At 63.7% G+C, this 25,430-nt stretch carries 27 protein-coding genes, 1 tRNA gene and 2 rRNA genes (1 of these 30 cut by a window edge); 8 read left to right on the forward strand and 22 right to left on the reverse strand.

Annotated elements, in window-relative coordinates; genetic code table 11:
• Positions 1–60 precede the first annotated feature (60 nt).
• The 6 genes from K3181_RS03715 to K3181_RS03740 all read left to right on the forward strand — a co-directional run bounded on the left by K3181_RS03715 (position 61) and on the right by K3181_RS03740 (position 4,936).
• Complete coding sequence (locus K3181_RS03715; protein WP_345725440.1) at positions 61–309, forward strand: flagellar biosynthesis anti-sigma factor FlgM; 249 nt, start codon at positions 61–63, stop codon at positions 307–309.
• A complete protein-coding gene (locus K3181_RS03720; RefSeq protein ID WP_221600919.1) occupies positions 306–641 on the forward strand; it encodes a hypothetical protein in 336 nt (111 codons plus the stop codon). Before K3181_RS03715 ends, K3181_RS03720 begins: the two co-directional genes overlap by 4 nt.
• A 76-nt stretch (positions 642–717) precedes the next feature.
• Positions 718–1,572, forward strand: coding sequence for a transglycosylase SLT domain-containing protein (locus K3181_RS03725; RefSeq protein ID WP_345725441.1), 855 nt, complete (start codon positions 718–720; stop codon positions 1,570–1,572).
• Positions 1,569–3,671, forward strand: coding sequence for a flagellar biosynthesis protein FlhA (locus K3181_RS03730; protein WP_221600921.1), 2,103 nt, complete (start codon positions 1,569–1,571; stop codon positions 3,669–3,671). The genes K3181_RS03725 and K3181_RS03730 overlap by 4 nt, the downstream gene beginning before the upstream one ends.
• Positions 3,668–4,393: a sigma-70 family RNA polymerase sigma factor gene (locus K3181_RS03735; protein WP_221600923.1), complete on the forward strand. Its 726-nt coding sequence runs from the start codon at positions 3,668–3,670 to the stop codon at positions 4,391–4,393. Before K3181_RS03730 ends, K3181_RS03735 begins: the two co-directional genes overlap by 4 nt.
• Before the next feature lie 159 nt (positions 4,394–4,552).
• Entirely contained in the window at positions 4,553–4,936 is a 384-nt protein-coding gene (locus tag K3181_RS03740) for a hypothetical protein (RefSeq protein ID WP_221600925.1), read from the forward strand.
• A gap of 75 nt (positions 4,937–5,011) precedes the next feature.
• On the opposite strand, the gene K3181_RS03745 is transcribed toward K3181_RS03740, so the two are convergent.
• The 19 genes from K3181_RS03745 to K3181_RS03835 form a co-directional block, all read right to left on the reverse strand.
• Positions 5,012–5,284, reverse strand: coding sequence for a LuxR C-terminal-related transcriptional regulator (locus K3181_RS03745; RefSeq protein WP_345725442.1), 273 nt, complete (start codon positions 5,282–5,284; stop codon positions 5,012–5,014).
• Positions 5,285–5,417: 133 nt separating this feature from the next.
• Positions 5,418–5,810, reverse strand: a complete 393-nt coding sequence (locus K3181_RS03750) for a flagellar protein FliS (RefSeq protein ID WP_221600927.1) — start codon at positions 5,808–5,810, stop codon at positions 5,418–5,420.
• Position 5,811: 1 nt separating this feature from the next.
• A complete protein-coding gene (gene fliD / locus K3181_RS03755; RefSeq protein ID WP_221600929.1) occupies positions 5,812–7,230 on the reverse strand; it encodes a flagellar filament capping protein FliD in 1,419 nt (472 codons plus the stop codon).
• Entirely contained in the window at positions 7,227–8,390 is a 1,164-nt protein-coding gene (locus tag K3181_RS03760) for an EscU/YscU/HrcU family type III secretion system export apparatus switch protein (protein ID WP_221600931.1), read from the reverse strand. The genes fliD and K3181_RS03760 overlap by 4 nt, the downstream gene beginning before the upstream one ends.
• Entirely contained in the window at positions 8,387–9,172 is a 786-nt protein-coding gene (gene fliR / locus K3181_RS03765) for a flagellar biosynthetic protein FliR (protein ID WP_345725443.1), read from the reverse strand. Before fliR ends, K3181_RS03760 begins: the two co-directional genes overlap by 4 nt.
• 10 nt (positions 9,173–9,182) lie before the next feature.
• Positions 9,183–9,455, reverse strand: a complete 273-nt coding sequence (locus K3181_RS03770; protein WP_221600933.1) for a flagellar biosynthetic protein FliQ — start codon at positions 9,453–9,455, stop codon at positions 9,183–9,185.
• A gap of 4 nt (positions 9,456–9,459) precedes the next feature.
• The gene (gene fliP, locus K3181_RS03775) at positions 9,460–10,227 is read right to left on the reverse strand and encodes a flagellar type III secretion system pore protein FliP (protein WP_221600935.1); all 768 of its coding nucleotides are present in this window, start codon (positions 10,225–10,227) and stop codon (positions 9,460–9,462) included.
• Positions 10,224–10,505 carry a flagellar biosynthetic protein FliO gene (locus K3181_RS03780; RefSeq protein WP_221600937.1) on the reverse strand — a complete coding sequence of 94 codons (282 nt, stop codon included), beginning with the start codon at positions 10,503–10,505 and terminating at the stop codon, positions 10,224–10,226. The genes fliP and K3181_RS03780 overlap by 4 nt, the downstream gene beginning before the upstream one ends.
• Entirely contained in the window at positions 10,505–10,828 is a 324-nt protein-coding gene (fliN, locus tag K3181_RS03785) for a flagellar motor switch protein FliN (RefSeq protein ID WP_247714854.1), read from the reverse strand. The genes K3181_RS03780 and fliN overlap by 1 nt, the downstream gene beginning before the upstream one ends.
• A 5-nt stretch (positions 10,829–10,833) precedes the next feature.
• A complete protein-coding gene (locus K3181_RS03790) occupies positions 10,834–11,730 on the reverse strand; it encodes a FliM/FliN family flagellar motor C-terminal domain-containing protein (protein ID WP_221600940.1) in 897 nt (298 codons plus the stop codon).
• Positions 11,727–12,317 (reverse strand): flagellar basal body-associated FliL family protein, encoded by a 591-nt coding sequence (locus K3181_RS03795; RefSeq protein WP_221600942.1) that lies wholly within the window; start codon positions 12,315–12,317, stop codon positions 11,727–11,729. The genes K3181_RS03790 and K3181_RS03795 overlap by 4 nt, the downstream gene beginning before the upstream one ends.
• Positions 12,318–12,350: 33 nt before the next feature.
• Positions 12,351–13,898: a hypothetical protein gene (locus K3181_RS03800; RefSeq protein ID WP_221600944.1), complete on the reverse strand. Its 1,548-nt coding sequence runs from the start codon at positions 13,896–13,898 to the stop codon at positions 12,351–12,353.
• Between the two features lie 91 nt (positions 13,899–13,989).
• Positions 13,990–14,310 carry a hypothetical protein gene (locus tag K3181_RS03805; protein ID WP_221600946.1) on the reverse strand — a complete coding sequence of 107 codons (321 nt, stop codon included), beginning with the start codon at positions 14,308–14,310 and terminating at the stop codon, positions 13,990–13,992.
• A 55-nt stretch (positions 14,311–14,365) separates the two neighbouring features.
• Positions 14,366–15,697 (reverse strand): FliI/YscN family ATPase, encoded by a 1,332-nt coding sequence (locus K3181_RS03810; protein WP_221600948.1) that lies wholly within the window; start codon positions 15,695–15,697, stop codon positions 14,366–14,368.
• A complete protein-coding gene (locus K3181_RS03815) occupies positions 15,685–16,263 on the reverse strand; it encodes a FliH/SctL family protein (protein ID WP_221600950.1) in 579 nt (192 codons plus the stop codon). The genes K3181_RS03810 and K3181_RS03815 overlap by 13 nt, the downstream gene beginning before the upstream one ends.
• Positions 16,256–17,275 (reverse strand): flagellar motor switch protein FliG, encoded by a 1,020-nt coding sequence (fliG, locus tag K3181_RS03820; protein ID WP_221600952.1) that lies wholly within the window; start codon positions 17,273–17,275, stop codon positions 16,256–16,258. Before fliG ends, K3181_RS03815 begins: the two co-directional genes overlap by 8 nt.
• Positions 17,272–18,894: a flagellar basal-body MS-ring/collar protein FliF gene (fliF, locus tag K3181_RS03825; protein WP_221600954.1), complete on the reverse strand. Its 1,623-nt coding sequence runs from the start codon at positions 18,892–18,894 to the stop codon at positions 17,272–17,274. Before fliF ends, fliG begins: the two co-directional genes overlap by 4 nt.
• A gap of 3 nt (positions 18,895–18,897) precedes the next feature.
• A complete protein-coding gene (gene fliE / locus K3181_RS03830; protein ID WP_221600956.1) occupies positions 18,898–19,260 on the reverse strand; it encodes a flagellar hook-basal body complex protein FliE in 363 nt (120 codons plus the stop codon).
• Positions 19,257–20,510 carry a sigma-54 interaction domain-containing protein gene (locus tag K3181_RS03835; protein ID WP_221600959.1) on the reverse strand — a complete coding sequence of 418 codons (1,254 nt, stop codon included), beginning with the start codon at positions 20,508–20,510 and terminating at the stop codon, positions 19,257–19,259. Before K3181_RS03835 ends, fliE begins: the two co-directional genes overlap by 4 nt.
• Before the next feature lie 221 nt (positions 20,511–20,731).
• Between K3181_RS03835 and K3181_RS03840 the strand changes: the two genes are divergently transcribed.
• Both K3181_RS03840 and K3181_RS03845 read left to right on the forward strand, forming a co-directional pair.
• Positions 20,732–21,559, forward strand: a complete 828-nt coding sequence (locus K3181_RS03840; RefSeq protein WP_221600961.1) for a flagellin N-terminal helical domain-containing protein — start codon at positions 20,732–20,734, stop codon at positions 21,557–21,559.
• A gap of 178 nt (positions 21,560–21,737) precedes the next feature.
• Positions 21,738–22,301: a PilZ domain-containing protein gene (locus K3181_RS03845; RefSeq protein WP_221600963.1), complete on the forward strand. Its 564-nt coding sequence runs from the start codon at positions 21,738–21,740 to the stop codon at positions 22,299–22,301.
• A 273-nt stretch (positions 22,302–22,574) separates the two neighbouring features.
• Here the strand turns inward: K3181_RS03845 and K3181_RS03850 are convergent.
• From K3181_RS03850 to K3181_RS03860, 3 genes are all read right to left on the reverse strand, one after another.
• Positions 22,575–22,651 (reverse strand) — tRNA-Met (locus K3181_RS03850).
• A gap of 118 nt (positions 22,652–22,769) precedes the next feature.
• A 5S ribosomal RNA gene (gene rrf, locus K3181_RS03855) occupies positions 22,770–22,884 on the reverse strand.
• 155 nt (positions 22,885–23,039) lie between these two features.
• Positions 23,040–25,430 (reverse strand): 23S ribosomal RNA (locus K3181_RS03860) (it continues 402 nt past the right edge of the window).

Genomic DNA, 25,430 nt, shown 5'->3' on the forward strand with positions numbered 1-25,430 from the left:
ACCAGCCAATGGAGCGGAACGATGCGAATTGTCGGATTGCCGGAATTCTCGGGAGCGGTAGTGCGTTCGAGCACCGCCGTTTCGGCAGCGGGAAAGATTTCGCCCTCACAGAAGACCGCGGCCGAATCCCATCAGGCCGACGCTCCCATTGCCACCTCGCGCCTGTCGGCGGGTGCGCAGGCTCCGGTCGATAACGACCGCGTGGCCGAGATCCGCAAGGCGATCGAATCCGATACCTATCCGCTGATCCCCTTCGAGATCGCCGACGCGATCATCGCAGCGGGCCTTTATGGGAAGATCGCGAAATGAGCCGCAAACAGGAAACGCTGGCGACCCTGCAACAGATGCTCGCACTTTTGCAGGGTGAGCGGCAGGCGCTTGCCGCTCTCGACCTCGAACGGATCGTCACCTGCACCACCGGCAAGATGGATCTGTGCGCCAAGCTGGAGGCCGTCGAACAGAGCAGCCTCGACGAGGAATGCCTCGGCGTGCTTGACGCGGTTCGTCGTCTCAACGAGATCAACCGCCGCCTGCGCAACCTCATCGCGACGAACGTGCAGAACCGCCTCGGCGCGCTGAGCGGTAGCAGCCAGCCCTATTCAGCCCTGCCCCGCCAGGGAATGAGTGTCGCGCTCGCCTGAGTCCTTCATCCGGTCGTACGGATAAATTTGGCACGGACCTTGCTCAACCACCGGGAAAGCAATTCCCGGAGGTTTCGTGCCCACCATCAGTCCAATCCAGACCGCCGAAGTGCAGGGCGCCATCGCCCGCGCTGCGCAGCGGACGGGAGTCGACTTCGATTACCTGCTGGCACAGGCACGGCTTGAATCAGGCCTCGATCCCAACGCCAAGGCAGGCACGTCGAGCGCGACGGGCCTCTACCAGTTCATCGACTCGACCTGGCTGCGTACGCTCGACCGGCACGGTGCCAAGCACGGCATGGACTGGGCCGATGCGGCGATCGGGTCCAACGGCCGCGTCGCCGATCGCGCCACCCGCGATCACCTGCTGGCACTGCGTTACGATGCCGACACCTCGTCGCTCATGGCGGCCGAGCTGACCCGCGAGAACGCCGACGGTCTGCGCACCACCCTGGGGCGCGAGCCGGAACCGGCCGAACTCTATCTCGCCCATTTCCTCGGCCTCGGCGGTGCGCAACAATTCCTCGGAGCGCTCGGAAGCAATCCGGGCCAGTCCGCCGCTGCTCTCATGCCCCAGGCGGCCCGTGCCAATCGGCCGATCTTCTACGATGGCGGCTCGCCGCGTTCGGTCGGCGAAGTCATGTCGCTGATGCGCGACAAGGTCGCCTCGGCCTACGGTACCGGTCAGGTGCCGGGCGGCGGCAACCGCATCGAATACGACTTCGCAGGCTTCGCGGCGCGACCGGCCTTCCGCCAGACCACGCACAGCCGCAGCAACCTCGCCGTTCCCTCGCTTCCCGCAGCGGGCGGGCCGCGCCCTTCGATGGCGGACACGTTGCGCTCGACCTTCGGCGACGGCAACGGCGCCACTAGCCGCGCGAACGACCACATCGCCGCCGCCTATGGCAAGTTCAAGGCGTTCGGCCTGTGAGCGCGCGCCAGATACTCAACCCGGGCCTCGCACTTCCGGTCGGCATCCTGACGATCATCCTGCTGATGGTCGTGCCGATCCCGGCGATGCTGCTCGACGTCTTCTTCGTGCTCAACATCGCGCTGTCGGTCTCGGTACTGATGGCAGCAATGAATGCGAAGAAGCCGCTCGACTTCTCGTCCTTTCCTTCGGTTCTGCTTTTCGCAACCTTGCTGCGGCTCGCGCTCAACGTCGCATCGACGCGTATCGTGCTGCTCAACGGCCACGAAGGCGGTGAAGCGGCGGGCAAGGTGATCGAGGCCTTCGGCGCCTTCCTGATCGGCGGCAATTTCGCCGTCGGTATTTTCGTCTTCCTGATCCTCATGGTCATCAACCTCATGGTTGTGACCAAAGGCGCCGGACGCGTGTCCGAAGTCTCGGCCCGCTTCACCCTCGACGCCCTGCCCGGCAAGCAGATGGCGATCGACGCCGACCTCGCCGCCGGCCTGATGACAGCAGACGAAGCCAAGGCACGCCGGCGAGAGATCGCCACCGAAGCCGATTTCTATGGCTCGATGGACGGTGCCAGCAAGTTCGTGAAGGGCGACGCCGTCGCCGCGCTGCTGATCCTCGGCATCAACGTGATCGCCGGCCTCGTTCTCGGCATCACCACTCACGACCTCTCGGCAGGCGACGCGGCCCAGTTTTACATCACTCTCGCCGTCGGCGACGCGCTGGTCGCCTCGGTTCCGGCCCTGCTGCTGTCGATCGCCGCCGCCGTCATCGTCACCCGCGTGTCCGATGCCCGCGACCTCACCGGACAGATCGGCGGCCAGTTGTCCGATCCCAAGATCTGGCTGCCGGTAGGCTGCATCCTCACCGTGATCGGCTGTATCCCGGCGATGCCGCAATCGATCATCTTGCCCCTGGCCGGAGGCGCCTTCTGGCTGTGGAACCAGTTGCGCAAGCGACAGGAAGCCGCGCAATTCCAGCCAGAGCCGGAAGTCGTCGTCGACCCTGCGAGGATCGCGATCGAGGAAGTGACCGACCAGACGCTGGTTACCATCCAGCTCGGCTACGGCCTGATCCACATGACTGACGAGAAGCGCGGCGCAACGCTGGTCGCCCGGCTGACCGGCCTGCGCAAGCAGATGTGCCAGACCTTCGGCTTCATCGTCCCCCAATTCCGGATCGAGGACAGTTTCGAAGTCGAACCCGACAGTTATCGCATCACGTTGGGCGGGGCGATGATCGGCGGGGGCAGGATCAAGCCTGACCACCTGCTGGCCATCGACACCGGCGAAGTCATGAACTCCCAGCCGATCCCCGGCGAATCCACCGTGGACCCGAGCTTCGGCTGTCCGGCGCTGTGGATCGATCCGGGCACGCGCGACCTGGCGGTTGCCGAGGGCTACCTTGCGGTCGACCCAGAAAGCGTCATCGCCACCCAAATCCACCAGCTGCTCGCGGCGCGGGCGCAGGATCTGCTCGGTCCCGACCAGGTCCGCGACCTGATCGACCACCTGCGCGCACGCCATGGCCAGCTGATCGAGACGATCACTCCGCAACCGCTCACGCTTGCGGCCGTGACCCGCCTCCTGCGAGCGCTGCTCGCGGACGGAATCTCTCTGCGTCATTCGCTGCGTGTCTTCTCGAGCATTTCGCTCGCCGCACAGCAGACTGCCGAACACGATCGCCTGATCGACCTCGTTCGGGCCGATCTGGGGGCAATGATCGTCGCGGAGGCCTGTCCGCCCGATGCGAAGTTGCCGGTCATTACCCTGGCCGCACGGCTCGAGGAAATGGTCGTGGGTGGCCTGCAGGATCCCGCCTCCGGCGAGATCGTGATCGAACCCGACCTCGCCCGCTCGATCGGGGAGCGCATCGGCGCCATCGTCGCCCAGCGCGACCCTGCCGCCGCGCGCCCCGCCCTGATCGTCCAGCCGCGCGCACGCCGTGCCCTGACCGCTCTCCTGCGCCTGCGGGCCCCGCAGTGCCTGGTGCTCTCGATCAACGAATTGCCCGCCGCCCAGCCGATCGAAGTGATCGCGGTCGTCGGCGACGAACAGCACGAACAACCCGCCCAACTCGGCCATGAAACGGAGGCCCTTGCGGCATGAAGTACGACCACTCCAATTTCAACGCCCAGCGCGCCTATTCGAGCGAGATCAACGATCGGATAGGTCGGTTCCTGCCGATGGTTCGCAAGCTGGCGTGGTACTATGAGGCCAGCTGCGGGGCGTCGGTCGATATCGACGACCTGATGCAGGCCGGAATGATCGCCCTCACCGAATGCGCGCAGAAGCACGATCGGCCCGGCGAGGACGGATTTGCCGCCTATGCCAAGATGCGCGTGCGCGGGGCGATGATCGACCTGCTGCGCTCGCAATCCCCGCAAGCGCGCGGCGCGGCTTCGCAACGTCGCATGATCGATGCCGCAGTCGACGAACTGCGCAGCAAGCTCGGCCGCGATCCTTCGGCGGCGGAAATCGCCCGCGCACTCGAAATCTCGGTCGAGGAGTATCACGACATGCGCACGCAGCTCTCGACCCGGGTGGTCGATCTCGAGGACTGCTATTCGGATTCCAACTCGGCCTTCCAATCCGCAGAGCCCGATGCGGAAACGCAGCTGCTCGAAGCCGGCGACCGCGTCGCGCTGGCCCAAGCCATTGCCGAACTTCCCGAGCGCCTCCAGCTCGTGATCAAACTGCATTTCATTGAAGAACTGAATCTCACCGAAATCGCTGCGGTTCTGGATGTCAGTGTTCCGCGAGTGCATCAGCTCAAATCATCGGCGCTTTCGAAACTCAAGCTTGCAATTGTCGAACGCGAAGACGCTTGAACATTACACACGCGTGTACGGAAATGTCAAAAATTCGCGGGTGATAGTCACGGCTTGGTGGATGGTATCGATCAGTGGCGGAGTGTAACTTTACCACAATGCCCCTTTTCAGGCAGGTCCTCTAGGGATGCATTTCGAATGTCTCCATGGGAATCCAGATTGCTGACCTTCGTCGACGAATGTTCGATCGATGGTTTCGAGACGGCTTCCGCTGCCATTCTGGGCATGGCCGAGATCCTTGAAGAGGCCCCCGAACACATCGCCCCCCTGATCACGCCGCGCGCCGATCCTGCGCGGATAGCCGCGCTGCTCGAGGTCGATGCGCATGTCACGGCTGCGATCGAACTGATCGGTCCGCTTTGCGGGCTCCTCATCTCGCGCTCTGCTATCGGATCGTCCTCGGGCCTGGTCAAAATCGTCGAGGAGGTCGAGGAAGGCAATTTCTTCGCCGCCGATCCCGCGATCGCACTGCTGGGCGCCTATGGGACGGCCTTGGTCGCCGTGATCGCGCATATGAAAGACGGTGCCGCGCCCGAACCCTGACGCACTTTCCCCGGCCATGGCGAGTGGCAAATTTCCCATGCCTCGGCGCGAGGCATGGCGAATGCGGGACTGGAGCTACTGCAGTATCGGTAGGGCGATCCGTGCATCGCGAGACCGATCGAAGGCCTGAAGGTGCAGCGCTGCGGGAGTCGCGTAGGCCTCACCCTCGATCGCCAGCCGGATAGCCTGCGAGGCAATGGGCACATCGAGCCGCGCCATCGGTTTGGCCCGATGCGCCTCGACCGTACGCGGACTGATCCCGAGCGGCCGGGCGATCTGCTTGCCGGTCCCGTGATCGAGCATGCAGCCGGGAATTTCGCGCTCGCGCTTGCTCAGCGTGTCGAGCACTTTCCCACCGAACCAAGTCTCTCGAAATACCTTCTCAAGTATTGCCTACGTCGAGACATCCCAAACTGTCCGAGATTGAGATTTTCCCGGCGAACGTGTCGTTCTCCGTTTCGGAAACCGCCTGGCTCCGCGGTCAGGCTGCCGCAGTGGCGAGCTTCGCCGCGCGGAAGGCTGCAGCGATTTCGCGCAGATCCCCGCGCAATTGCTCGATTTGCGGGAGGTCGATAGCGCGGATCGAGTCCAACAGCAGGCCCTTGGCGGCGCCATAGAACTGCATCAGGCTCGATGCCAGTTCTGCCTCGCGGTCGATACCCATTTCCAAAGCGGTCAACGCCGTGACGCAGCGAGTCAGCGTGCGGCTGCGCGACGCACGGTCGCCACGTGATTCGGTGATCTGGAGCACGCCCAGGTTTTCGATAAGATCGTCGAGGCAGATCAGGACGAGGTCGTCGCGTCCGCTGGCCTTCAGGCGCACGTCGAAATTGCTTTCCCGGTAAGCATCGCCGGGTCGAGCGCGGGCCAACATGTCAATTCCTCTGCGCGTTCCAGATATCGATCTGGGACTGGAGGAAGGACAGGGTCGACTTGGACGCTGAGACTTGGCTGTCGGCCTTCGCGAAGCGCGCAACCATGGTTGCGCGGAGCGCTTCCTGCTGATCCGCGAGCTTTTCCAGCTCGCGATTCACCTGCTGCGACTGAGACTGGTAACGAGCTACCGAGCCGGCTAGCGAGCCGGGGTCGCTCGAAGTGCTGGTCGAGCGCGCCATCCGGTCGATCGTCGAATAGATGCCGTTGATGCCGGTGGTGAACATCGCGGCCACCGCCGACGGATCGCGGTTCATGGCCTCGGTCAGCGTCGCGGTGTCGAAACGGAAGCTGCCGTCTCGCTCGATCGCAAGGCCTAGCTCGGTCAGCGTCCGGGGAGCGCCGTCGGGCGCGTTGGGCATGATGACCTTGGAGCCGAGCGCCGAAAGCTCGCGGCGGAGTGCCCGGGCTCCGCTATCGCGCGCAAGATCGCCTGTCATCGGGTCGATCGCGCCGCGCAACTCGCTGACGATTTCGTTCAGAGCGCCGGTGATATCCTGCATGACGCTGGAAATCGCGCTGCTCGGGTTGGCAAAGGTGATGGTCGCCGGGTTTCCGACATTGGTGCCAGTCAGGTTCAGCGAAAGTCCCGGGGCAACGCTGTCGATCTTGTTCGACGTGCTGGTGCGGGCGATCCCGTCGAGTGTGTATTCTGCGTCCGCCGAGGTCTTGATCAGGCGCGCAGGATCGCCGCCAGGTTGCCACGCAAGCGCGGAGAGGCCCGGATTCGCCCCATCCTCGACGGCCTCGATGGTGAAGCCGTTCTGTAGACCCTCGGCTCCCTTGATTACCAGCTGGGCTCCCGACGATGTCTGCGCGACATAGGCATTGAGGCCGGCATTTTTGGCGTTGATGGCGGACGCCACACTGCTCAACGTGGCACCGGCAGCAATGTCGATCGACAGCGCGGCATGCCCCGTGTCCTCGGTAAAGGCTGCGTTGGTCGTCTCGCCGAAGCGGATCGTAAGTGTCCCTGCTCCGACGGTATCGCTGGCACTGGCGTAGGTCGGGCCCCGGAGCACCTGGTTGCTCGCCAGCTTGGTCACTTCGAGCGAATAGCTTCCCTTCCCTACCGAACCCACGGGGGATGAAACCGCCGCGACTGACGTGTTGGTGATCGAGGGCAGAGGCGCAATATCGCCACTGCGCAGACGATCGCCCAGCGCGCTGGCGAAGGTGGAGAAACTGCTGCGGATCGAACCGGCGAGCGATATGCGTCGCTCGAGCGTCTCCGCCTTGAGCGTCAGCCGCTCGTTGCGCCCGGCGAATTGAGCCACGGCGAGCTGCTCGGCGATGCCGGTCATGTCCACGCCGCTGCCAATGCCGAGCGATGTGGCGATCGAGGAGGCGGAAATACTCATCGCTCTGATAACGGCTCGGAAGTCGCGGGATTAACCGGCAACCGCCCATCGACATCGAATTGCAGCGCGGCCGGCACCTGGACGTTGGGCAGCGGCGGCGTTTCACCGCGTTTGAGCGAGAAGACATAGGCGAGCACCGATGCGACCGCGCTGTAGAGATCCTCGCAGATCACCTGCCGTTCTCGCGTGGTGTAGTAGAGCGAACGCGCGAGCTGCGGAATCTCGAGCGCCGGCAGGTCGTTCTCGCGCGCCAGTTCCTTCATCGCCATGGCCTTGTCACCCCGCCCCTTGGCGAGGACGATTGGCGCCGAGGCCTTGGAGGGGTCGTAGGTCATGGCAACGGCGAAATGGGTCGGGTTGGTGACTACGAACTGCGCCTCGCGCATCGCACCCGCAACCGAGCCAGTGGCGATATCGCGCTGCCGCTGACGCCGCGCGGCCTTCATCTCGGGCGAGCCTTCGGCTTCCTTGTTTTCGTCGCGCATCTCCTGGTGGCTCATCTTCAGGCGCTTCTGCTGGCGCATCCACTGAATCGGGAAATCGACGAAGGCGATGATCACCAGTCCGGCGGCCAATGCGAAGATGAGCGAGACGATGGCGTGCCAGGCGGCGGTAAGCTGGGCCGAGAGGTTGCCCCGGCCGAGACCGACGATGGTCTCCATGCTGTTCCACCACCAGACCATGGCAATGCTGCCGAGCAAAGTGACCTTGAGAATGCCCTTGCCCATCTCGACCAGCCCCTGCGGACCGAACATGCGCTTGAGACCCGACAGCGGGTTGATCCGTTGTCCCTTGGCCTTGAGATTGTCGGCCACCCAGCGACCGCGCCCGAAACCCAGCTGGGTGACCAGCGTGACGATGATCACCGGCACGGCAAGCGTGAGAATTGCGGGGACCCCCAGTAGCAGACCCTGCATCAGCAGGTCGTCGACCCCGAAATCGCGAATATCGCGCGTATCGAAGCGGAAAGCTTCGCGCGCCAGATTTGCGAGGCCCTCGAGCAACCACGGCCCGGCGAAGGCCAGCCATGCTCCGCCGAACAGCATGACCGCGGCCGTCCCGGCATCCTTCGAGCGGAGGACGTCGCCCTTCTTGGCGGCATCGGCCAACCGCTTTTCGGTCGGCGCGAATGTCTTCTCACCAGCGGTTTCCTCGCTCATGGTGCCAGTACGCTTTCGGTATGGTCGAGCGCCTCGCCCACGATCCCCGCGAACTGGTCGTAGATCAGCGGCGCGGAAATGATCAGCGCGGCCATGCCTGCCAGTACGCCCGCAGGCAGGCCGAGAGCGAAGAGGTTGAGCGAAGGCGCCGAACGGCTGAGTATCCCGGTCAGCACCTGCACCAGCAGCAGGATAACGGTGACCGGCAGCGCGATCCGCACCGCGGTTTCGAACATGAAACTCCCGAAGCCGGCAATCGCCGCAAGCCGATCCGCGCCGAGCCAGGTCTGCCCCGGTGGGAAAGCGCGATAGCTTTCTGTCACCAGCGCAACCCAGTGCAGGTGGGCGCCCGTAGCGAGGAAAATGAGCGTCAGCACGATCACGAAATACTGGCCGAAGGAAGTCGTGGTCCCTCCGCCCATGGCATCCTGCGAGACCGCCATGCTCATCCCCATGCCACCGCTGATGACTTCCGCAGCCACAGTTGGTGCGGCGAAGGCCAGCTGCAGCACGAAACCGAGCGCGAGCCCGACGAGCGCTTCCCCTGCGATGGCGAGGAGGCCCGCCAGCGAGAGCAGCGCATCGGGCGTCTGGATTTCAGGCATCCAGATCGACACGAAGATCGCCAGCGCGCCGGTGATCGACACGCGCACCGACATTGGGACGGCGGTTGCCCCGAAGAAGGGCGCGGCAAGCAGCGCGGCACCGAGCCGGGTCATCAGGAAGACGACCCGCCACATGTCCTGCTCCAGCGCCCCGAATCCGAGATCGAGCCCGTTCACCGCTAGTCCCTCAGTGGCCTATCCGCGCGATTTCGGCGAAGATGTCCTGCGAGAAATCGACCACCAGCGCCATCATCGATGCGCCAAGGATGACCAGCACGAAGGCCACGGCCGCGAGCTTGGGGACGAAGGTCAGCGTCTGCTCGTTGACCGAAGTGGCGGCCTGCACGAGGCCGATGACGAGGCCGATGGCGAGACTCGCGATGAGGATGGGCGCTGCGACCAGCGCGGCGATCCACAACATGCGGTCGGCCATGGAAAGGAGGATGACGCTTTCGTCCATGGGTCTATCCGAAACTTGAGGCGAGCGAGCCCATCAGCAGCGCCCAGCCGTCCACCAAGACGAAGAGCAGGAGCTTGAAGGGGAGCGAAACGATCATCGGGCTCATCATCATCATGCCGAGGCTCATCAGCACGCTGGAGACGACAAGGTCGATGACCAGAAACGGCAGGAACAGCATGAAGCCGATCTGGAAAGCGGTTTTCAGTTCGCTGGTGACGAAAGCGGGCAGCAGGATCGAGAAGGGCACGTCCTGCGGGCTGGCGAACTTGCCAGCCTTGGCGATGTCGGCGAACATTTCGAGGTCGTATTCGCGCGTCTGACGGATCATGAAGCCATGGAACTGGTCGCCGGCGCGTTCGATCGCGACCTCGGCCCCGATCGTACCCGCCGAATAGGGCGCGATGGCGGTCTCGTTCACCTTTTCCAGCGTCGGCGCCATGATGAACAGCGAGAGGAACAGGCTGATCCCGATCAGCACCTGGTTGGGCGGCGACTGCTGCAGCCCCAGCGCCTGGCGCAGGATCGCCAGCACCACGATGATGCGAGTGAAACTGGTCATCATCAACAGCAAGGCCGGCAGGATCGTCAGCAGGCCCATCACCAGCAGCAGCTGGAGCGACAGGCTTAGCGGCTCGCCCCCGGCGCCGGCCATCTGGCCGAAGGCACGGTCGAGCGCACCCGAGACCGCGGCGTCGCCAGTCTGCGCGGCGGCCAGCGTGGGATAGGTCAGCGCGGCCAGGGTGGCCGCAAGCTTGGTCAGGCGTGCAATCACTGGACGGCTTCCTCGACCAGCGGGCGCGCGGGAGCCTCGGCCAGCCGCGTAAGGCCGGTGCGCGAGGTCGACACGAGGATTTCGCGACCGTGGAATTCGATCACGGCGAGCCGCAGCGTCGGCGACAGCATGGTCGTCTCGACGATGCGCACCGCCTTGCTGCCACCTGCCGGGGCGCCGAACTGGCCCTGCATCTTTTTGGCCAGCTTGAGGCTGCCCCAGATCATCGCGCCGATCAGCGGCAGCAGGATCAGCAGTTTGAGGACGTACCAGAACATCAGGCGAGCTCACCTGCACCGGTCGAGGACACGGTGAGCGGCGGCGCGCGGCGATCGAGCGACGCGTCGCTCGAGGTGGCACCGACGATCTCGAGGACGCGGATCGCGAAGCGGCTGCCCTGGGCAATCACTTCGCCCCGCGCGATCAGCTTGCCGTTGACGAACATGTCGAGCGGTTCGTCGGTCAGCCGATCGAGCTCGATGACGCTCGACTCGCCGAGCGCGAGCACATCGCGCAGGCGCATCGACTTGCGGCCGAGTTCGACGGTGAGGCGGACATCGATGTCCTGAATGAGGCCGAAGCCGTCTGCGTGCGAAGCCATTGGTATTACTCCGAAAGGAAAGTCTGGGTGAGTTCGAGAGCGACACGGTCGTCGAGTTCGCCGACGCAGCCATGCGCAAGAGTGAGATTGCCGGTCAGCAGCGGGACGTTGCGGTTCACCGCAACGGGGATCACCGATCCCGGAGCCAGGCTGGCGAGCTGTGCGATCGACATCGGCACGTCGACCAGCACCGCGCGCAGCGGCAGGTCGACATCGGCGATCGCCGAACCGTCGAGACCGCGTGCGCCAATGGTGCGGCCGGTCGCGGGGGAAACCGCGCGCGTGCCCACGATTTCTGCGATCATCGGACGGCAGACCGCAAGGCGGACCGTCCAGGAGCACGCCGCCTTGATGCTGCTGACTTCGAGCGTGATGGTCCACACGCGATCGCCGGCGGCGAAAGGCGCGACCTGCTCGACCTCTTCGCCATTGGCGCTCGCAGCGATCTCGCGCCGATCGCTCGTGCGACGCAGAGCCTCTGCCATGCGGTCTTCGAACTGCTGGGCGAAGCGCTTGGCCGAGGCCGGCAGGACGGTACAGCCCTCGTCGACTTCGCCCGTGCCGCCGAGGATGCGCTCGAATTGCGCGACCAGTTCCCCAATCCGGACAGAAACCAGAATGCCGCGGCTTTCCTGGCCCATGGAATAGTAGCTGTGGCGGTTCGCCGTGCCGACCTTGGCGTACCAATCGCTTACCGGCAGCAGTTCGGTTTCGACGAGTTCGGTCAGGAGACCGCGATCGTCGCACAGCGCCGACAGCTGAGTCCGAGCCTGCTCAGCGAAGCCACGGGCAAAGCGCGCGAACTCGAGGTCGAGATCGGGTGGGGTCGCCGCACGGCTCAGGAGCTCGTCGCAGTGACGCGCTGCCCGGCCGCTGGGTTCGGGGAGGGACGAAGAGATCATTGGACGATGAACGACCGGAAGTAGACGTTGTCGACGCCGCCGAAGCCCTCGCGCTCCTCGAGCGTCTGGTTGATCGCCTTGGTCAGGCGCTTCTGCAGCTCTTCCTTGCCCTTGATGCTGGCGAGGTCGGCTTCGCTCGTCGCCGCGAGTTCGGCGAGGATGCGCGAGCGGATGGCGGTTTCATGCTCGTCGAGCCACATCAGCACGCGGCCATCGTAGTGGGTCGAAGCAGCAAGGCTGACCTGGACCAGCGCGGCACCGTCGGCCAGGTTCGAGGTGAATTGGTCGGTGAAGTCGTAATAGGCGGTGCGATACTCGCCGCCCCCGGCACCGTGAACCATCGGTGCCCCTTCACCTTCCTTTGCCTCGCCGCCCACCGGATAGGGATCCTCCTCACCCTTGCGGACGAGCTTGGGGTTCTTGTCTTCTTTCTGGCTGCCATGCGCGCCCAGCATGCCGCTGGCGAATGCCGCATAGGTGCCGCCGCCGCCGGCGCCGAGAAGGACAAGCGCAAGCAGCAGCAGCTTGAGCATTCCGCCCTTTTTCTTCTTCGGCGCGGTTTCGGTAGTGGGGTCTTCGTTCGACATCGTATTATCCTGGCTGGATCTGGAAATTATCGCTTAGGCGTAGAGCGCATCGTCGGACGACGAGGGCTTGCCATGCTGGGAAGTGGTGGTCGACTGGGCGCTGGCGCGACCGCGTTGCTCGCTCTGCTGTTGGCGCTGTTCGCCGGCCGCGGCACCCTGGCCGAAACCGGTACCCGCCTGCCCCGAATTGGCTCCGCGTTCGGCGCCCGCATGGGCGGTCTGGGTCGAACCAGGAGCCGCCTGACCGGCCATCTCCTGCTGGCGGACGGGGCCGCGATCCTGCGCCATGGCAGCCGCGAGCGCGCGATGGGATTCGCCATCTTCGGCGGCGATGCGGATATTCATGCCGTCGTTCGAGGAATCGAACGTGACCGTGAGATCGCCGAATTCCTTGTGCGCAACGGCGATCGTCGCAGCCTTGGCGAAATCGACATGGCGCGCAGCCATGATCTGGTCGACGATGCGCTCGACCTGCGCGAACTGGTCGTTGACGACCGGTCGGGGCGATGCCGAGACCGGGCCGACAGCGGACGCGCCGTCTTCAATGCGCGCGGCGGCGTGGACCGGGCTCTTCGGTCCGTCGATCGGCGAAGCGACGCGCGAGGCGATTTCGGCGGTCTCGGTGCCGACAGGCTTGAGCTTGCCCTTGCGCTCGACTGCCGATGCCAGTTCGCCGGCACGCTCGTTGCGGGCACCTTCCGCGGCCTGACGCGAATTGTCGTCGTTCGAGGTAGTGGCTACCTTGGAAGTGGACGCGCGCTCCACTTTCGTTGCTACTTCGGTTTCGCCAGCAACCAGCTTGGAAGCGAGCATCGGCTCGCCCTCCGCGACCGGCTTGGCGGCACCGCGAGTACCGGGAACTCCCTTGAAGAGTTCGCCCGTCCCGCGGATCGGACGCGGCGCAGTCGCGCGCGCGGAAGCCGTGCCAATGGCGAAAGCGCCTTGCGTCTCGACCGGCGGCTTGGCCGTTACCTGAGCTGCAGCTTCTGCCACGGGCAGTTCCATCTTGACCCTGCCGCCTTCGGCAACCGCGATCATCGCGGGGGCCTTGGGCATGCCGGGGTCCTTGGCAACCGCAATGCGCACCTCCAGCCCCTTGCTCGTCTGTTCGCCAGCCGCCTGGTCCCCGATCGGTAGACCGACTGCCTTGTCGGCGGTGATCGCCTCGGGCATGGCGGCCTTGGGAAGTTCGGTTGCGGGCATCAGCTCGAGACTGAGACGGGGTGCCGAGACGCCTCCGGCAGGTGCTTCGAGCGCCAGCACCGGCGCGGCGATCGGCGAAGCCATGAAAGGTACGATGGCGGAGACGGGCGCAGCCTCATCCGCTTCATCCGTACTCACCATTTCAGGCAGCATGACCGGCAACCCAAGGTCGGCAACCGGCAAGGAATTGCCGGTTGGCAAATCGCCGGTTTGCCGGTCGGTCGCTGCCTTGTCTTCGCTGGCTCCCTCGCCCCGCACCGGAGGGATTACGGACGCCAGCTGGTTGAGCAGCTCGGCAAAACCGTCACCGCCCTGCGAAGTCGCGGATTTCCGCCCGTTCTCGCCCTCGAAAGCGGCGACGGGAAGGAGGCTATCCAACGATTTCGGCAAAGCGAGTGAAAAAGTCATGGCAAGTCCGTTTGTTGTTTGCGGACTTACTATCAAGAAGCGTGCCAAAACGCGTTTCGGGTCAAGCCATTCCCAAGCCCGCGACGATCGTGCGGACGAGCTCGCGCGTGCCTTCCTCCGCCTTGCGGAGGCGCAGGTCCGACTGGGCGAAGTCTTCGCGCCGCGCCTGCGATTGCAGTTCGGCCTCTTGCGCCTGCCGCTCGCTCAGTTCGGAAAGTTTCTGCAATTGATCTTGCATGGCCTTCCCGCTGCGCAAATCGGCCCCGACCAGGTCATCGCCGCGGTTGGCATAGTGCGCGGCCAGGCTGCGCGTGCGTTCGGCCACCCCCGAAAGCCGCATACGGTTGGCCTCGGCTTCGCTGGCCGCGGCCGCCGATTGCATCCGCTCCACTGTCCTGATCCGCTGGATCAGTTGGGCCCGTTTGAGCTTCTTGCGCTCAGGCGCCATTGCCGACGAGCTCGGTCATCTGGGCAAAGGCTGTGGCGACATCGATGCGTTCGGCCCAGCCCTGAGAAAGGAACGCGGACATGCGCGGGTGCAGCGCAATTGCCTCGTCGAGCAGCGGGTCGGCGCCCTGGCGATAGGCGCCCATCATGACCAGGTCGCGATTGGCCTCGTAGGTCGCGCTCAGCGCCCGGAACCTGCGTGCAGCGACGGCGCATTCAGGCGGGATGATATCGTTCATCACGCGACTGAGCGAGGCCCCTACGTCTACGGCGGGATACTGGCCGCGCTGGGCGATTTCTCGCGACAGCACGATATGCCCGTCGAGGATGGCGCGAGCCGTGTCGACAACCGGATCGTTCTGGTCGTCGCCATCGGCGAGCACGGTGTACACGCCGGTGATAGACCCGCCCGATTCCGCGGAATTTCCGGCGCGCTCGATAAGCTTGGTAATCGTGGCCAACGCCGAGGGCGGATAGCCGCGCGCAGCGCCGGGCTCGCCCAGAAGGATACCTATCTCGCGCGCCGCATGGGCCACGCGGGTGAGGCTGTCGAGGATCAGCAGGACGCGCTTGCCCTTCGAGCGCAGGTGCTCTGCAATCGAGGTGGCCAGCATCGCGCCCCGCAGTCGCAGGTTCGCGGCGTGGTCGGCGGGAACCGCGACGATCGCGGTTTTGGCGGCGCGCTCGCCCGCCATGTGACGGGTGACGAAATCGGAGACTTCGCGCGCGCGTTCGCCGATCAGTCCGACGACGACCGCATCGGCCTGGGCCCCGTCGACGATCATGTCCATCAACACCGATTTGCCGACGCCCGAACCCGCCATGATGCCGATACGCTGTCCGACACCGAACGTAGTGAGTGCGTTGAGCGAGCGGATTCCGCTATCGAAGACCTGGGTGACGCGCGAACGATCGAGCGCGCCGACGCGATAGCCACCGGCCGGCCAGCTGGTGGTCGCGCCGATCGGCCCTCGCCCGTCAATGGGTTCGCCCGATCCATCGACCGCGCGGCCGAGGAATTCGGGGCCGACATGCAGCATGCCGGGGCGCCCCTCGGGACGGACGATCGCACCGGGCCGCAACAACACGGTGTCGCCGAGCATCATCATCATCGTGTGGCCGTTGCGGAAGCCAATGGTCTCCGCACGGTGTTCGGTCGAAGCGCCCTGGGCAATGCTGCAGATCGTGCCGATGGGCACGCCGAGACCGGAGACCTCGATCAACCCGCCATCGCAGGCAACCACACGGCCGAAGCGGCGCGGCGCCAGATCGAGCGAGGCCGAAGCGAATCCCGCCAGCGTTTTGTCGATCAGGTCCTGCATGGATCGAAGATTTCTGCGAGCGCGCGACGCCACTGGTGCGGGCCGTCCTCGACCCCGCCGTCTTCGGTTTCGACGCGCAGCCCGCCCCGATCGACACTGCCATCGGGCACCAGTTCGAGATCGGCCGCAACGTTGTCGCGAACCAACTCGAGATCATCGGGGTGGATATGGATGACGCGGCGATCGTGCTTGCGCTTGAGCATCGCGGCGGCGGCATCGATCCGCCGGGCAAGCCCCTCGGCATCGAGCGCCAACGGCAGAACGGCCTCTTCGCACAGCGCATGCACGGTGGCGAGCAGGCCGTCGCGAAGATTGCGTTCGCTCTCGGCATCGAAGCGGGCGAAGGCCAGTTCGATGGCCGCGCGTTCCGCCCGTTCCGCCTTCAACTGTGCATCGAAATCCGCGCGCGCCGAAATCTGCCCGTCTTCATAGCCGGCCCGGTATGCCTTTTCGGCTGCGTCCTCGACTTCGACAGGCGGTGCCGCGGGAACTTCGGGCGTGGTGAAGCGGCTGTTGCGCGAGAAGCTCCCGCGCCTGCCCAGTGCGGAGTAGGCGACTCTAGACATAGTCCTCGTCGCCCTCGCCCATGATCAGGTCGCCCTGCGCGATCAGGCGCTTGGCAATCGCAACGACTTCCTTCTGCGCGGTTTCGACATCGGCCTTCTTGACCCTGCCGCGCATCTCGATCTCGTCGCGCAAGCCATCGGCCGCGCGCGACGACATGGCGCCGAAGAACTGTTCGCGCTGATCTTCCTCGATGCCCTTGAGCGCCAGAATCAGCGTATCGCTTTCGATTTCACGGAGCAGCACCCCGGTCATCTTGGTGTCGAGCGCGAAGAGATGCTCGAACTTGAACATCTCGTTCTCGAGCTCCTTGGCGAGCTTCTTGTCGATCTTGTTGATCGTCGGCAACACGCGCTTCTCGAGGCTGCGGTGCGAGCGGTTGATGATGTCCGCCGCATGCTTGATCCCGCCCATGGTCAGCGGGATCGTGCCGTGGAGCTTCTCGATCTTGGCGTTGAGCGTCTGCTCGAGGATTTCGATCGCCTGCCGCGACACGGGACCCAGACGGGCGACCCGGTGCAGCACCGGAGTATGCAGCTCTTCGGGAAGTGCGGCGAGGGCGGCCGCCGCGACATCGGTATCGAGCTGGAGCAGCAGAACCGCAATCGCCTGCGGATGTTCGTCGGCAAGGATTTCGCCGATGATCTTCGGATCGAGCCAGCGCAACAGACCGAGCGCGGGCAGGTTTGCCTCTTCATGCTCGGGCGCCACCTGGCGCATCAGGTTTTCGGTCTTGACCTCGCCCACTGCGCCGCTGAGGATCTTGCGCACGCTGTCGACCCGACCATGACCGGAAAGACCGTTCTGCTGGGTCGACCGCGAAAAACCGGCAATCGCATCGGCGATCGCATGTGGCTGGACATCGCCGATGCTGCACATGGTGCCGGCGAGCTGGCGCAATTCGTCGGGCGTCAGCTGGCCAAGTATGCGCGAGGCATCTTCCTCGGCCAGCAGCATGACCATGATGGCTGCCTTGTCGGTGCCGCCGAGCAGCTGGGTAGCGGACGCGGTCATGCCGATGCTCCCTGGTGGGCGTCTTCGGCGAGCAGGCGGCGCAGCGCCAGCACGGCGTCGTCGGGATTTTCACGCGCGATGCGCTGGGCCAGTTCGATCTGCCCGTCGAGCGCCTCGCGGTCATAGGGCGATACGGCGCCGTAGGACGGACCGCCGAGCGCGGGTGTTCCCCCGTCCCCCTGGAGATCCGCACGACTGCCGCCTTTCAACCCGTTACGCAGGGCGTTGATTGCCGGACGCACAGCGAGGAGCAGCACCAGCAGCACGCCGAGTATGGCCACGCCGTTGCGAACGGCCATGCCGAACCAGCTGGTCTCGTAGAAGGGCACGCCTTCGGCCTCGACCTTTTCGAACGCCCTCATGACCACGGTCACCTGGTCACCGCGATCGGCGCGTGCACCGACGGCAGCCGACACGAGTTCCTTGACCTTGGTGATGTCGGCAGCGCTGGCCTTGGCGAGCGCTGCCTGGTCGATCGCGACCGCAACCGAGAGATATTTGATCGATCCGGGCGAGAGGTTCGAGACCGAAACCTCGCGGCCCAGTTCATAGACCCGCGTTGCGCTGCTTTCGCCCGCACCGCCGGCCTGCGCCGCGTTCTGGGTATCCTGCGGGGCACCCGGACGCGCCTCGGGATCGGCAGGCGGAGTATTCGCGAGCACGCCGGGAATCCCGCCGGCCGGAGCCGTGCTTGTCTGCGACTGCTGCGTCGTCTCGCGACGGACGGTGCCGTCCTTGTCGTAGCTTTCGCGTGCAGAGGTGACTTCGTTCATGTCGAGTTCGACCTGCACCTGCGCGGTGAAGGCATCGCTGCCGAACATGGGCGCGAGAAGGCGGCCAACCTGTGCATTGAGCTTGGCTTCCATCTGCGCCTGCAGATCGATGAGGCCGCTCTTGGGATCGCGCTCCTGCGTCAGCAGCTTGCCGTGCTGGTCGACGACCTTGACGGCGTCGATCCCCAGCCCCGGCACCGAAGCCGCGACGAGGTTGGCGATCGCCATGACCTGGCCATCACTCAGCTGGCGGCCACGCGCCATACGCACCATGATCGAGGCCGACGGAGCGATGTCCTCGCGCACGAAAACCGAGCGTTCGGCCTTGGCAATATGGACGCGGACCGCCTCGACGCCGTCGATCTCCATGATCGTCAGCGTAAGTTCGCGCTCCTGTGCGGCGCGCAGTCGGTCGCCCTCGAGCGTCCGGCTGGCCCCCATGGGAAGGTTCTCGATCAGGTCGGTCCCGCTTTCGGGAGCCGCCAGCGAGCCGTCGGACGCCACCAGCATGCGGGCGCGATAGACATCGTCCTCGCCCACGGTCAGCGTGCCGGTGTTGTTGTCGATCGCATAATCGATGCCCGCCTGATCGAGCGTCGCGGCAACGCTAGCGCGCTCCGCGTCAGCCAGGGAGGAATAGAGCGTGCGTTGCGGCGCCGGGGATAGCGTTGCCCATGTCAGGGCAAGCAGGCCGAGGCCGGCCGTACCGGCAAACCAGGGCAGGACCTTCTTGACCGGCGGCTGTACGACGAACGCACTCAGCCGCTGGCCGAACGAACCCGACCCGCTGGTAAGCGGGGCCAGCACCCCCTGCGGGGCGTTATTGGCAGGAACCAGACCGCTCATGGATTAGACCCCCATCCGCATGGTCTCCTGATACGCAGCAAGCAGCTTGTTGCGGACCTGGAGTGTGGCTTCGAAGGCGACCCCGGCTTCCTGCCGGGCGAGCATCACCTTGGCGATATCGGTTTCCTCGCCGCGTTCGTATGCGGCGGTTATCCGGCCGGATTCGGCCTGAACCGAATTGACGTTGTCGAGCGCCGTACGCAACGAATCGCCGAAACTCGGCGCGGTCGGCGCGGTTTCGGTCGGTGCAGCCGGCTTGGGTTGGTGCAGCTCCTGGAGGACCTTGGAGCGATCGATGATCTGTTGGCGCAGGGCGATGATCTGGTCGATCGAGCCGCCGCCGCCAATTCCGCCTACCGGGTTCATCGGCCTGCTCCCACGGCGATACCGGCTTCACGGAAGGAGGCCAGTCGATAGCGCAACGTCCGCTCGCTGATACCCAGCGCGCGGGCCGCATTGGCACGGTGGCCGCCGACGGCGTCGAGCGCTTCCATGATCGCACGCGCTTCGGAGATCTGGACGATCTTCGACAGCTTGGCGGGACCCTTGCTCTCGCCAATCTGCACGACTTCAGCGGGCTTCTCGACCGCCCGGGCGGTCATATCGAAGATGATGTGTTCGGCGTCGATCACGCTCTTGCCCTGCGAGAGCAGCAGCGCGCGGCGCATGACGTTTTCCAGCTCGCGGACGTTGCCGGGCCAGGCGTAGTCGATCAGTTCCGCCATGGCGGCATCGCTGATCCAGGGCACGCTGTCGCCCTTGGCGGCGTGACGCAGCAGCATGGCGAAGGCCAGCGGTGCGATGTCCGCACGGCGTTCGCGCAGCGCCAGCATTTCGATCGGGAAGACGTTGAGGCGATAATAGAGGTCGGCGCGGAAGCGCCCTTCGGCCACTTCATGCGGCAGGTCGCGGTTGGCGCAGGCGATGATGCGCACGTCGACCTTGACCGGACGGGTCGCACCGATCGGCACCACTTCGCCTTCCTGCAGCGCGCGCAGCAGCTTCGCCTGCAGAGAAAGCGGCATCTCGGCGATTTCGTCGAGCAGCAGCGTGCCACCATCGGCGGCGCGGAAGAAACCCTCGCCCGCGGCGTTGGCGCCGGTGAACGAGCCCTTCTCGTGACCGAAGAGCATGGCTTCGAGCATGGTTTCGGGGATCGCGGCGCAGTTCACCGCGATGAAGGGCTTGTCCGCACGATCGCTGCGGCGATGAATGAAAGTGGAGAGGACTTCCTTGCCGGTTCCCGTCGGGCCATTGATCAGCACCGGGATCTCGGTCCGCGCGAGCCGGTCGGCCAGCGCGATGATCGACAACGACGCGGGATCCGCGGCCACCGGACCCTGGCCGGCATAGGTCAGCGCCACCAGCGCGGCGATGCTGCTTTCGGCAATCGGGTCGCTGTAGGTCAGCGTTCCGCCAGTGCCGCTCGGCATGATCGCCGGCTCGTCGCCGCGCGTAAGAGTGATGGTGCGCGCGTCGCGGTTGGCCGCAAGGTCGCTCTCATCAGCCAGCGTGACCGGCCGTTCCATAAACAGAGACGACGCGATTCCCGCCATCCGGGCCTCGATGGTCCCGTGTGCACGCGAAAAATTCGCAGTCTTTGTAATCCCGTCCATTTGTGCCCCCACATGGCAAGTCTTATCGACGAACCGGGAAATGCCACCCCCACGTCCAAAGATTGGATAATTTTAGGGTTGGTAGATTTACGAGGTTGGTTAACGGGCCGGCAGCGAACTTTCGCCAGCCCACTTAATCCCGGAACATTTCTGCCGGTCTGGTTCTCGGCTGCCGCATCCTGACCGGGGGGCAGTGATCGTAGACCAAAGGGAACTGAGCCATGAACGTCATCAACACCAACATCAGCGCCATGAAGGCGTCGAATGCTTCGAACTCTGCCGGCAAGGCACTGGGCACCGCCATGGAACGCCTGTCGACCGGCAAGCGCATCAACTCCGCCAAGGACGACGCCGCCGGCCTCGCCATCGCCACCTCGATGACTTCGCAGGTGCGTGGCATGAGCCAGGGCATCCGCAACGCCAACGACGGCATTTCGATGGCGCAGACCGCAGAAGGTGCGCTGAGCGAAGTCACCAACATGCTGCAGCGCCAGCGTGAACTGACCGTGCAGGCGTCGAACGACACCTACTCGGCCGACGACCTCGCCAACCTGAAGTCGGAAATGGATGCTCTCAACACGCAGATCTCGAGCGTTCTCACGAACACCGAATTCAACGGCCAGAAGCTGTTCGACGCAACGGCAGGTACCGCCGGTGTCGTGTCGATCCAGGCCGGTGCGAACGCAGCAGATGCGGTGACCATCGACCTCTCGACCGCCCTCTCGGGCCACGCCGATCTGACCGCGACTGCTGCTGTCGACGTGACCGCGCTGGCCGGCGGCGAAATCGCGCTCTTCGACACCGCGATCAAGACGGTTTCGACGACCCGCGCAAGCCTCGGTGCCTCGCAGAACCAGCTCGAATCGGCTGTCGCCAACCTCGGCAACAACATCACCAACCTGTCCGACGCGCGTTCGCGGATCGAAGATACCGACTATTCGGCTGAAACGACCGCTCTCGCCAAGGCCCAGATCCTGAGCCAGGCTTCGGGTGCGATGCTTGCCCAGGCCAACCAGAGCCAGCAGAACGTCCTCTCGCTGCTCCGCTAAGCCTCCACAAGCCTAGCAACGAGAAGATGGCCCGTCGCTCGCAAGAGCGGCGGGCCTCACTCGTTACGGCGCCGGCTGGCCTTTGCTGTACGGGCGGGAGGTTTTCTCGTAGATTTACCTAGTCGATCGATGAGGCAATCTTGCCGAACATCGGGCATGCAGGCTATTGGAATTCGACATGTTCACAACAGCGTACGATACACCGGAAGCTTTCCCCGATTGCGCCCGTTCGGAGCCGCGAACCAATATGTTCGTCATGGCGGCACTGGTGACCAACACCTCGCGCGAAACGGCCAAGGTACGCAACATGTCGAGCGGCGGCGCGCTGGTCGAGGCCGCGCACCTCCCTGACCCCGGCACGCCATGCCTCCTCCATCGTGGAGAGATCTCGCTCGATGCGACGGTCGTCTGGAAGGGGCACGGCAAGGCGGGAATCCGTTTTCATCACCCAGCAGACGTCGGGATGTGGCTCCCGTCGGGCCGGCGAACCCAGTCCGAAGTCGACGTCGCAATCAAGATGGCCAAGGCCGAGCTGGTCTCGGCACCCGCGGCCAAGGTCGCAGCGCCGCTGTTCTCGACCGAATTGAGCCGCGAGGACATCATCCATACGGCCGCGGCCATGGAGGCGCTGTCCGACGAGCTGGCCGACGATCCGGCCGTCGTCGCGCGCTTCATGACCAAGCTCCAGACGCTGGACATCGCCGCGCAGACCCTCCGCAAACTCGCCGGGCAGATGCCCTGATAACGAGTTGGCGCGCTTGGCAGGTTGCCGAGCGTCCGACGATCTGTACCGTGGACCGCAATGAGCGGAACCTGGCGTTGCGATCACCGGCACTTTTGCCATTCACCTTGACGATCGCGATAGCCTGAGCGCCGGCTCGGTTGCGTTTGCGACACGCAAGCGGGACGTGATCGGACTTCCTCAGAGCAGCCTATATGCTGGCCCGAGTGCGGTTTCCCTCTGAGCGCGAGCAGCCGCCCGTGGGGGGCGGCTTTGGTGTGTGGTTTGAGATGTTGGTTGCGGGGGTTGGATTTGAACCAACGACCTTCAGGTTATGAGCCTGACGAGCTACCGGACTGCTCCACCCCGCGGCACCGTTCTATTCGCATCGGCCACAGGGGCCAGAGACGAAAAAGCCGCCGCTCGAGTGTCCCCGGCAGCGGCTTTTGAAATCGTGAATGGGTTTGTACCGCGTCCGTCTGCTGTAATGCCTGGCGACGACCTACTCTTCCAGTGCTTAGGCACTAGTACCATCGGCGCTGTCCGGTTTCACGGCCGAGTTCGAGATGGGATCGGGTGGGTCACAGACGCTATAGCCACCAAGCAATAGAGCAGGCGGACTGGCCGCCCGCAGGTTTATCCTGCGGGGACCAATACGGTTTTTCAAATCGATGCTGCCCAAGCTTTTTGGGCTTATCCGGCTGGAATTTCCTCCTCATCGCGGACAGCTTTCAGGGCTGTCGTTGATGGTATGGATCCTACAAGCGCGAAAAGAACTATTAGGACCGGTTAGCTCCACGCATTACTGCGCTTCCACACCCGGCCTATCAACGTCATGGTCTATGACGGTTCGAAGATTGCTTATCTCAAGGGAGGCTTCCCGCTTAGATGCTTTCAGCGGTTATCCCGTCCGTACATAGCTACCCTGCGGCACCCTTGGCAGGATGACAGGTACACCAGAGGTACGTTCACCCCGGTCCTCTCGTACTAGGGGCAACTCCTTTCAACAATCGACGCCCACGGCAGATAGGGACCAAACTGTCTCGCGACGTTCTGAACCCAGCTCACGTACCACTTTAATTGGCGAACAGCCAAACCCTTGGGACCTGCTCCAGCCCCAGGATGTGATGAGCCGACATCGAGGTGCCAAACGATTCCGTCGATATGAGCTCTTGGGAATCATCAGCCTGTTATCCCCGGCGTACCTTTTATCCGTTGAGCGATGGCCCTTCCACGAGGGACCACCGGATCACTATGACCGACTTTCGTCTCTGCTCGACTCGTCAGTCTCGCAGTCAGGCAGGCTTATGCCATTGCACTCTTGCAGACGGTTTCCAACCGTCCTGAGCCTACCATCGCGCGCCTCCGTTACTCTTTAGGAGGCGACCGCCCCAGTCAAACTACCCGCCACAGAGGGTCCCAACACCGGCTAACGGTGCGTGGTTAGACATCAGAAAATCACAGGGTGGTATTTCACCTATGGCTCCACGACAGCTGGCGCCGTCGCTTCAAAGCCTCCCACCTATGCTACACAGTAATTTCCTAATGCCACTCTGAAGCTGCAGTAAAGGTGCACGGGGTCTTTCCGTCTAACCGCGGGTACTCCGCATCTTCACGGAGAATTCAATTTCGCTGAGCATATCCTGGAGACAGTGGGGAAGTCGTTACGCCATTCGTGCAGGTCGGAACTTACCCGACAAGGAATTTCGCTACCTTAGGACCGTTATAGTTACGGCCGCCGTTTACTCGGGCTTCAATTCGGAGCTTGCACTCCTCCTCTTAACCTTCGAGCACCGGGCAGGCGTCACACCCTATACGTCGTCTTGAAGCCGACTTAGCAGAGTGCTGTGTTTTTGCTAAACAGTCGCTACCCCCTGGCCTGTGCCCCCCACCAAAACTTGCGTTAAGATGGGGCCTCCTTCTTCCGAAGGTACGGAGGCAATTTGCCGAGTTCCTTCAGGATACTTCTCTCAAGCGCCTTGGTATACTCTACCTGACCACCTGTGTCGGTTTCGGGTACGGTCTATAGTGAAGAGGCTATTTCCTGGAACCGCTTGGCTGCCCTCTCAATCCAATAAGAGAAAACAACTTCCACGATCCGTCACACATCTTCAGGCCCACGAATATTTACGTGGTTCCCATCGACTACCCCCTTCGGGCTCGTCTTAGGGGCCGGCTAACCCTGCGCCGATTAGCGTTGCGCAGGAACCCTTGGTCTTTCGGCGAGAGGGCATCTCACCCTCTTTGTCGCTACTCATGTCAGCATTCGCACTTCCGATACGTCCAGCGTCGGTTACCCTTCGCCTTCACTCGCTTACGGAACGCTCCGCTACCGCTCAGAATAAATTCTGAACCCTAAGCTTCGGTGCATATCTTTAGCCCCGTTACATCTTCGCCGCAGGAACCCTTATTTAGACCAGTGAGCTGTTACGCTTTCTTTAAAGGATGGCTGCTTCTAAGCCAACCTCCTGGTTGTTTTGGGATTCCCACATGCTTTCCCACTTAGATATGACTTGGGGACCTTAGCTGTAGGTTAGGGCTGTTTCCCTTTTGACGACGGACCTTAGCACCCGCCGTCTGTCTGCCGGATAAGACTCGATGGTATTCGGAGTTTGGTTAGGTTTGGTACCGCTCGCGCAGCCCTAGCCCATCCAGTGCTCTACCCCCATCGGCATACATCCGACGCTCTACCTCAATAGATTTCGCGGAGAACCAGCTATTTCCCGGCTTGATTGGCCTTTCACCCCTAAACACAGCTCATCCGAGAATTTTTCAACATTCACCGGTTCGGTCCTCCAGTGCGTGTTACCGCACCTTCAACCTGGCCATGCCTAGATCGCCGGGGTTCGGGTCTAATTCATCGAACTCAGTCGCCCTATTCAGACTCGCTTTCGCTGCGCCTACACCTAACGGCTTAAGCTTGCTCGATAAATTAAGTCACTGACCCATTATGCAAGAGGTACGCTGTCACCCCCTATGGGGCTCCAACTGCTTGTAAGCATCCGGTTTCAGGTACTGTTTCACTCCCCTAATCGGGGTGCTTTTCACCTTTCCCTCACGGTACTGTGTTCGCTATCGGTCATGTGCGAGTATTTAGGCTTGGAGGGTGGTCCCCCCATGTTCAGACAGGATTTCACGTGTCCCGCCCTA

It is taken from the genome of Qipengyuania mesophila, from assembly GCF_019711655.1.
GTDB classification, from domain to species: domain Bacteria; phylum Pseudomonadota; class Alphaproteobacteria; order Sphingomonadales; family Sphingomonadaceae; genus Qipengyuania; species Qipengyuania mesophila.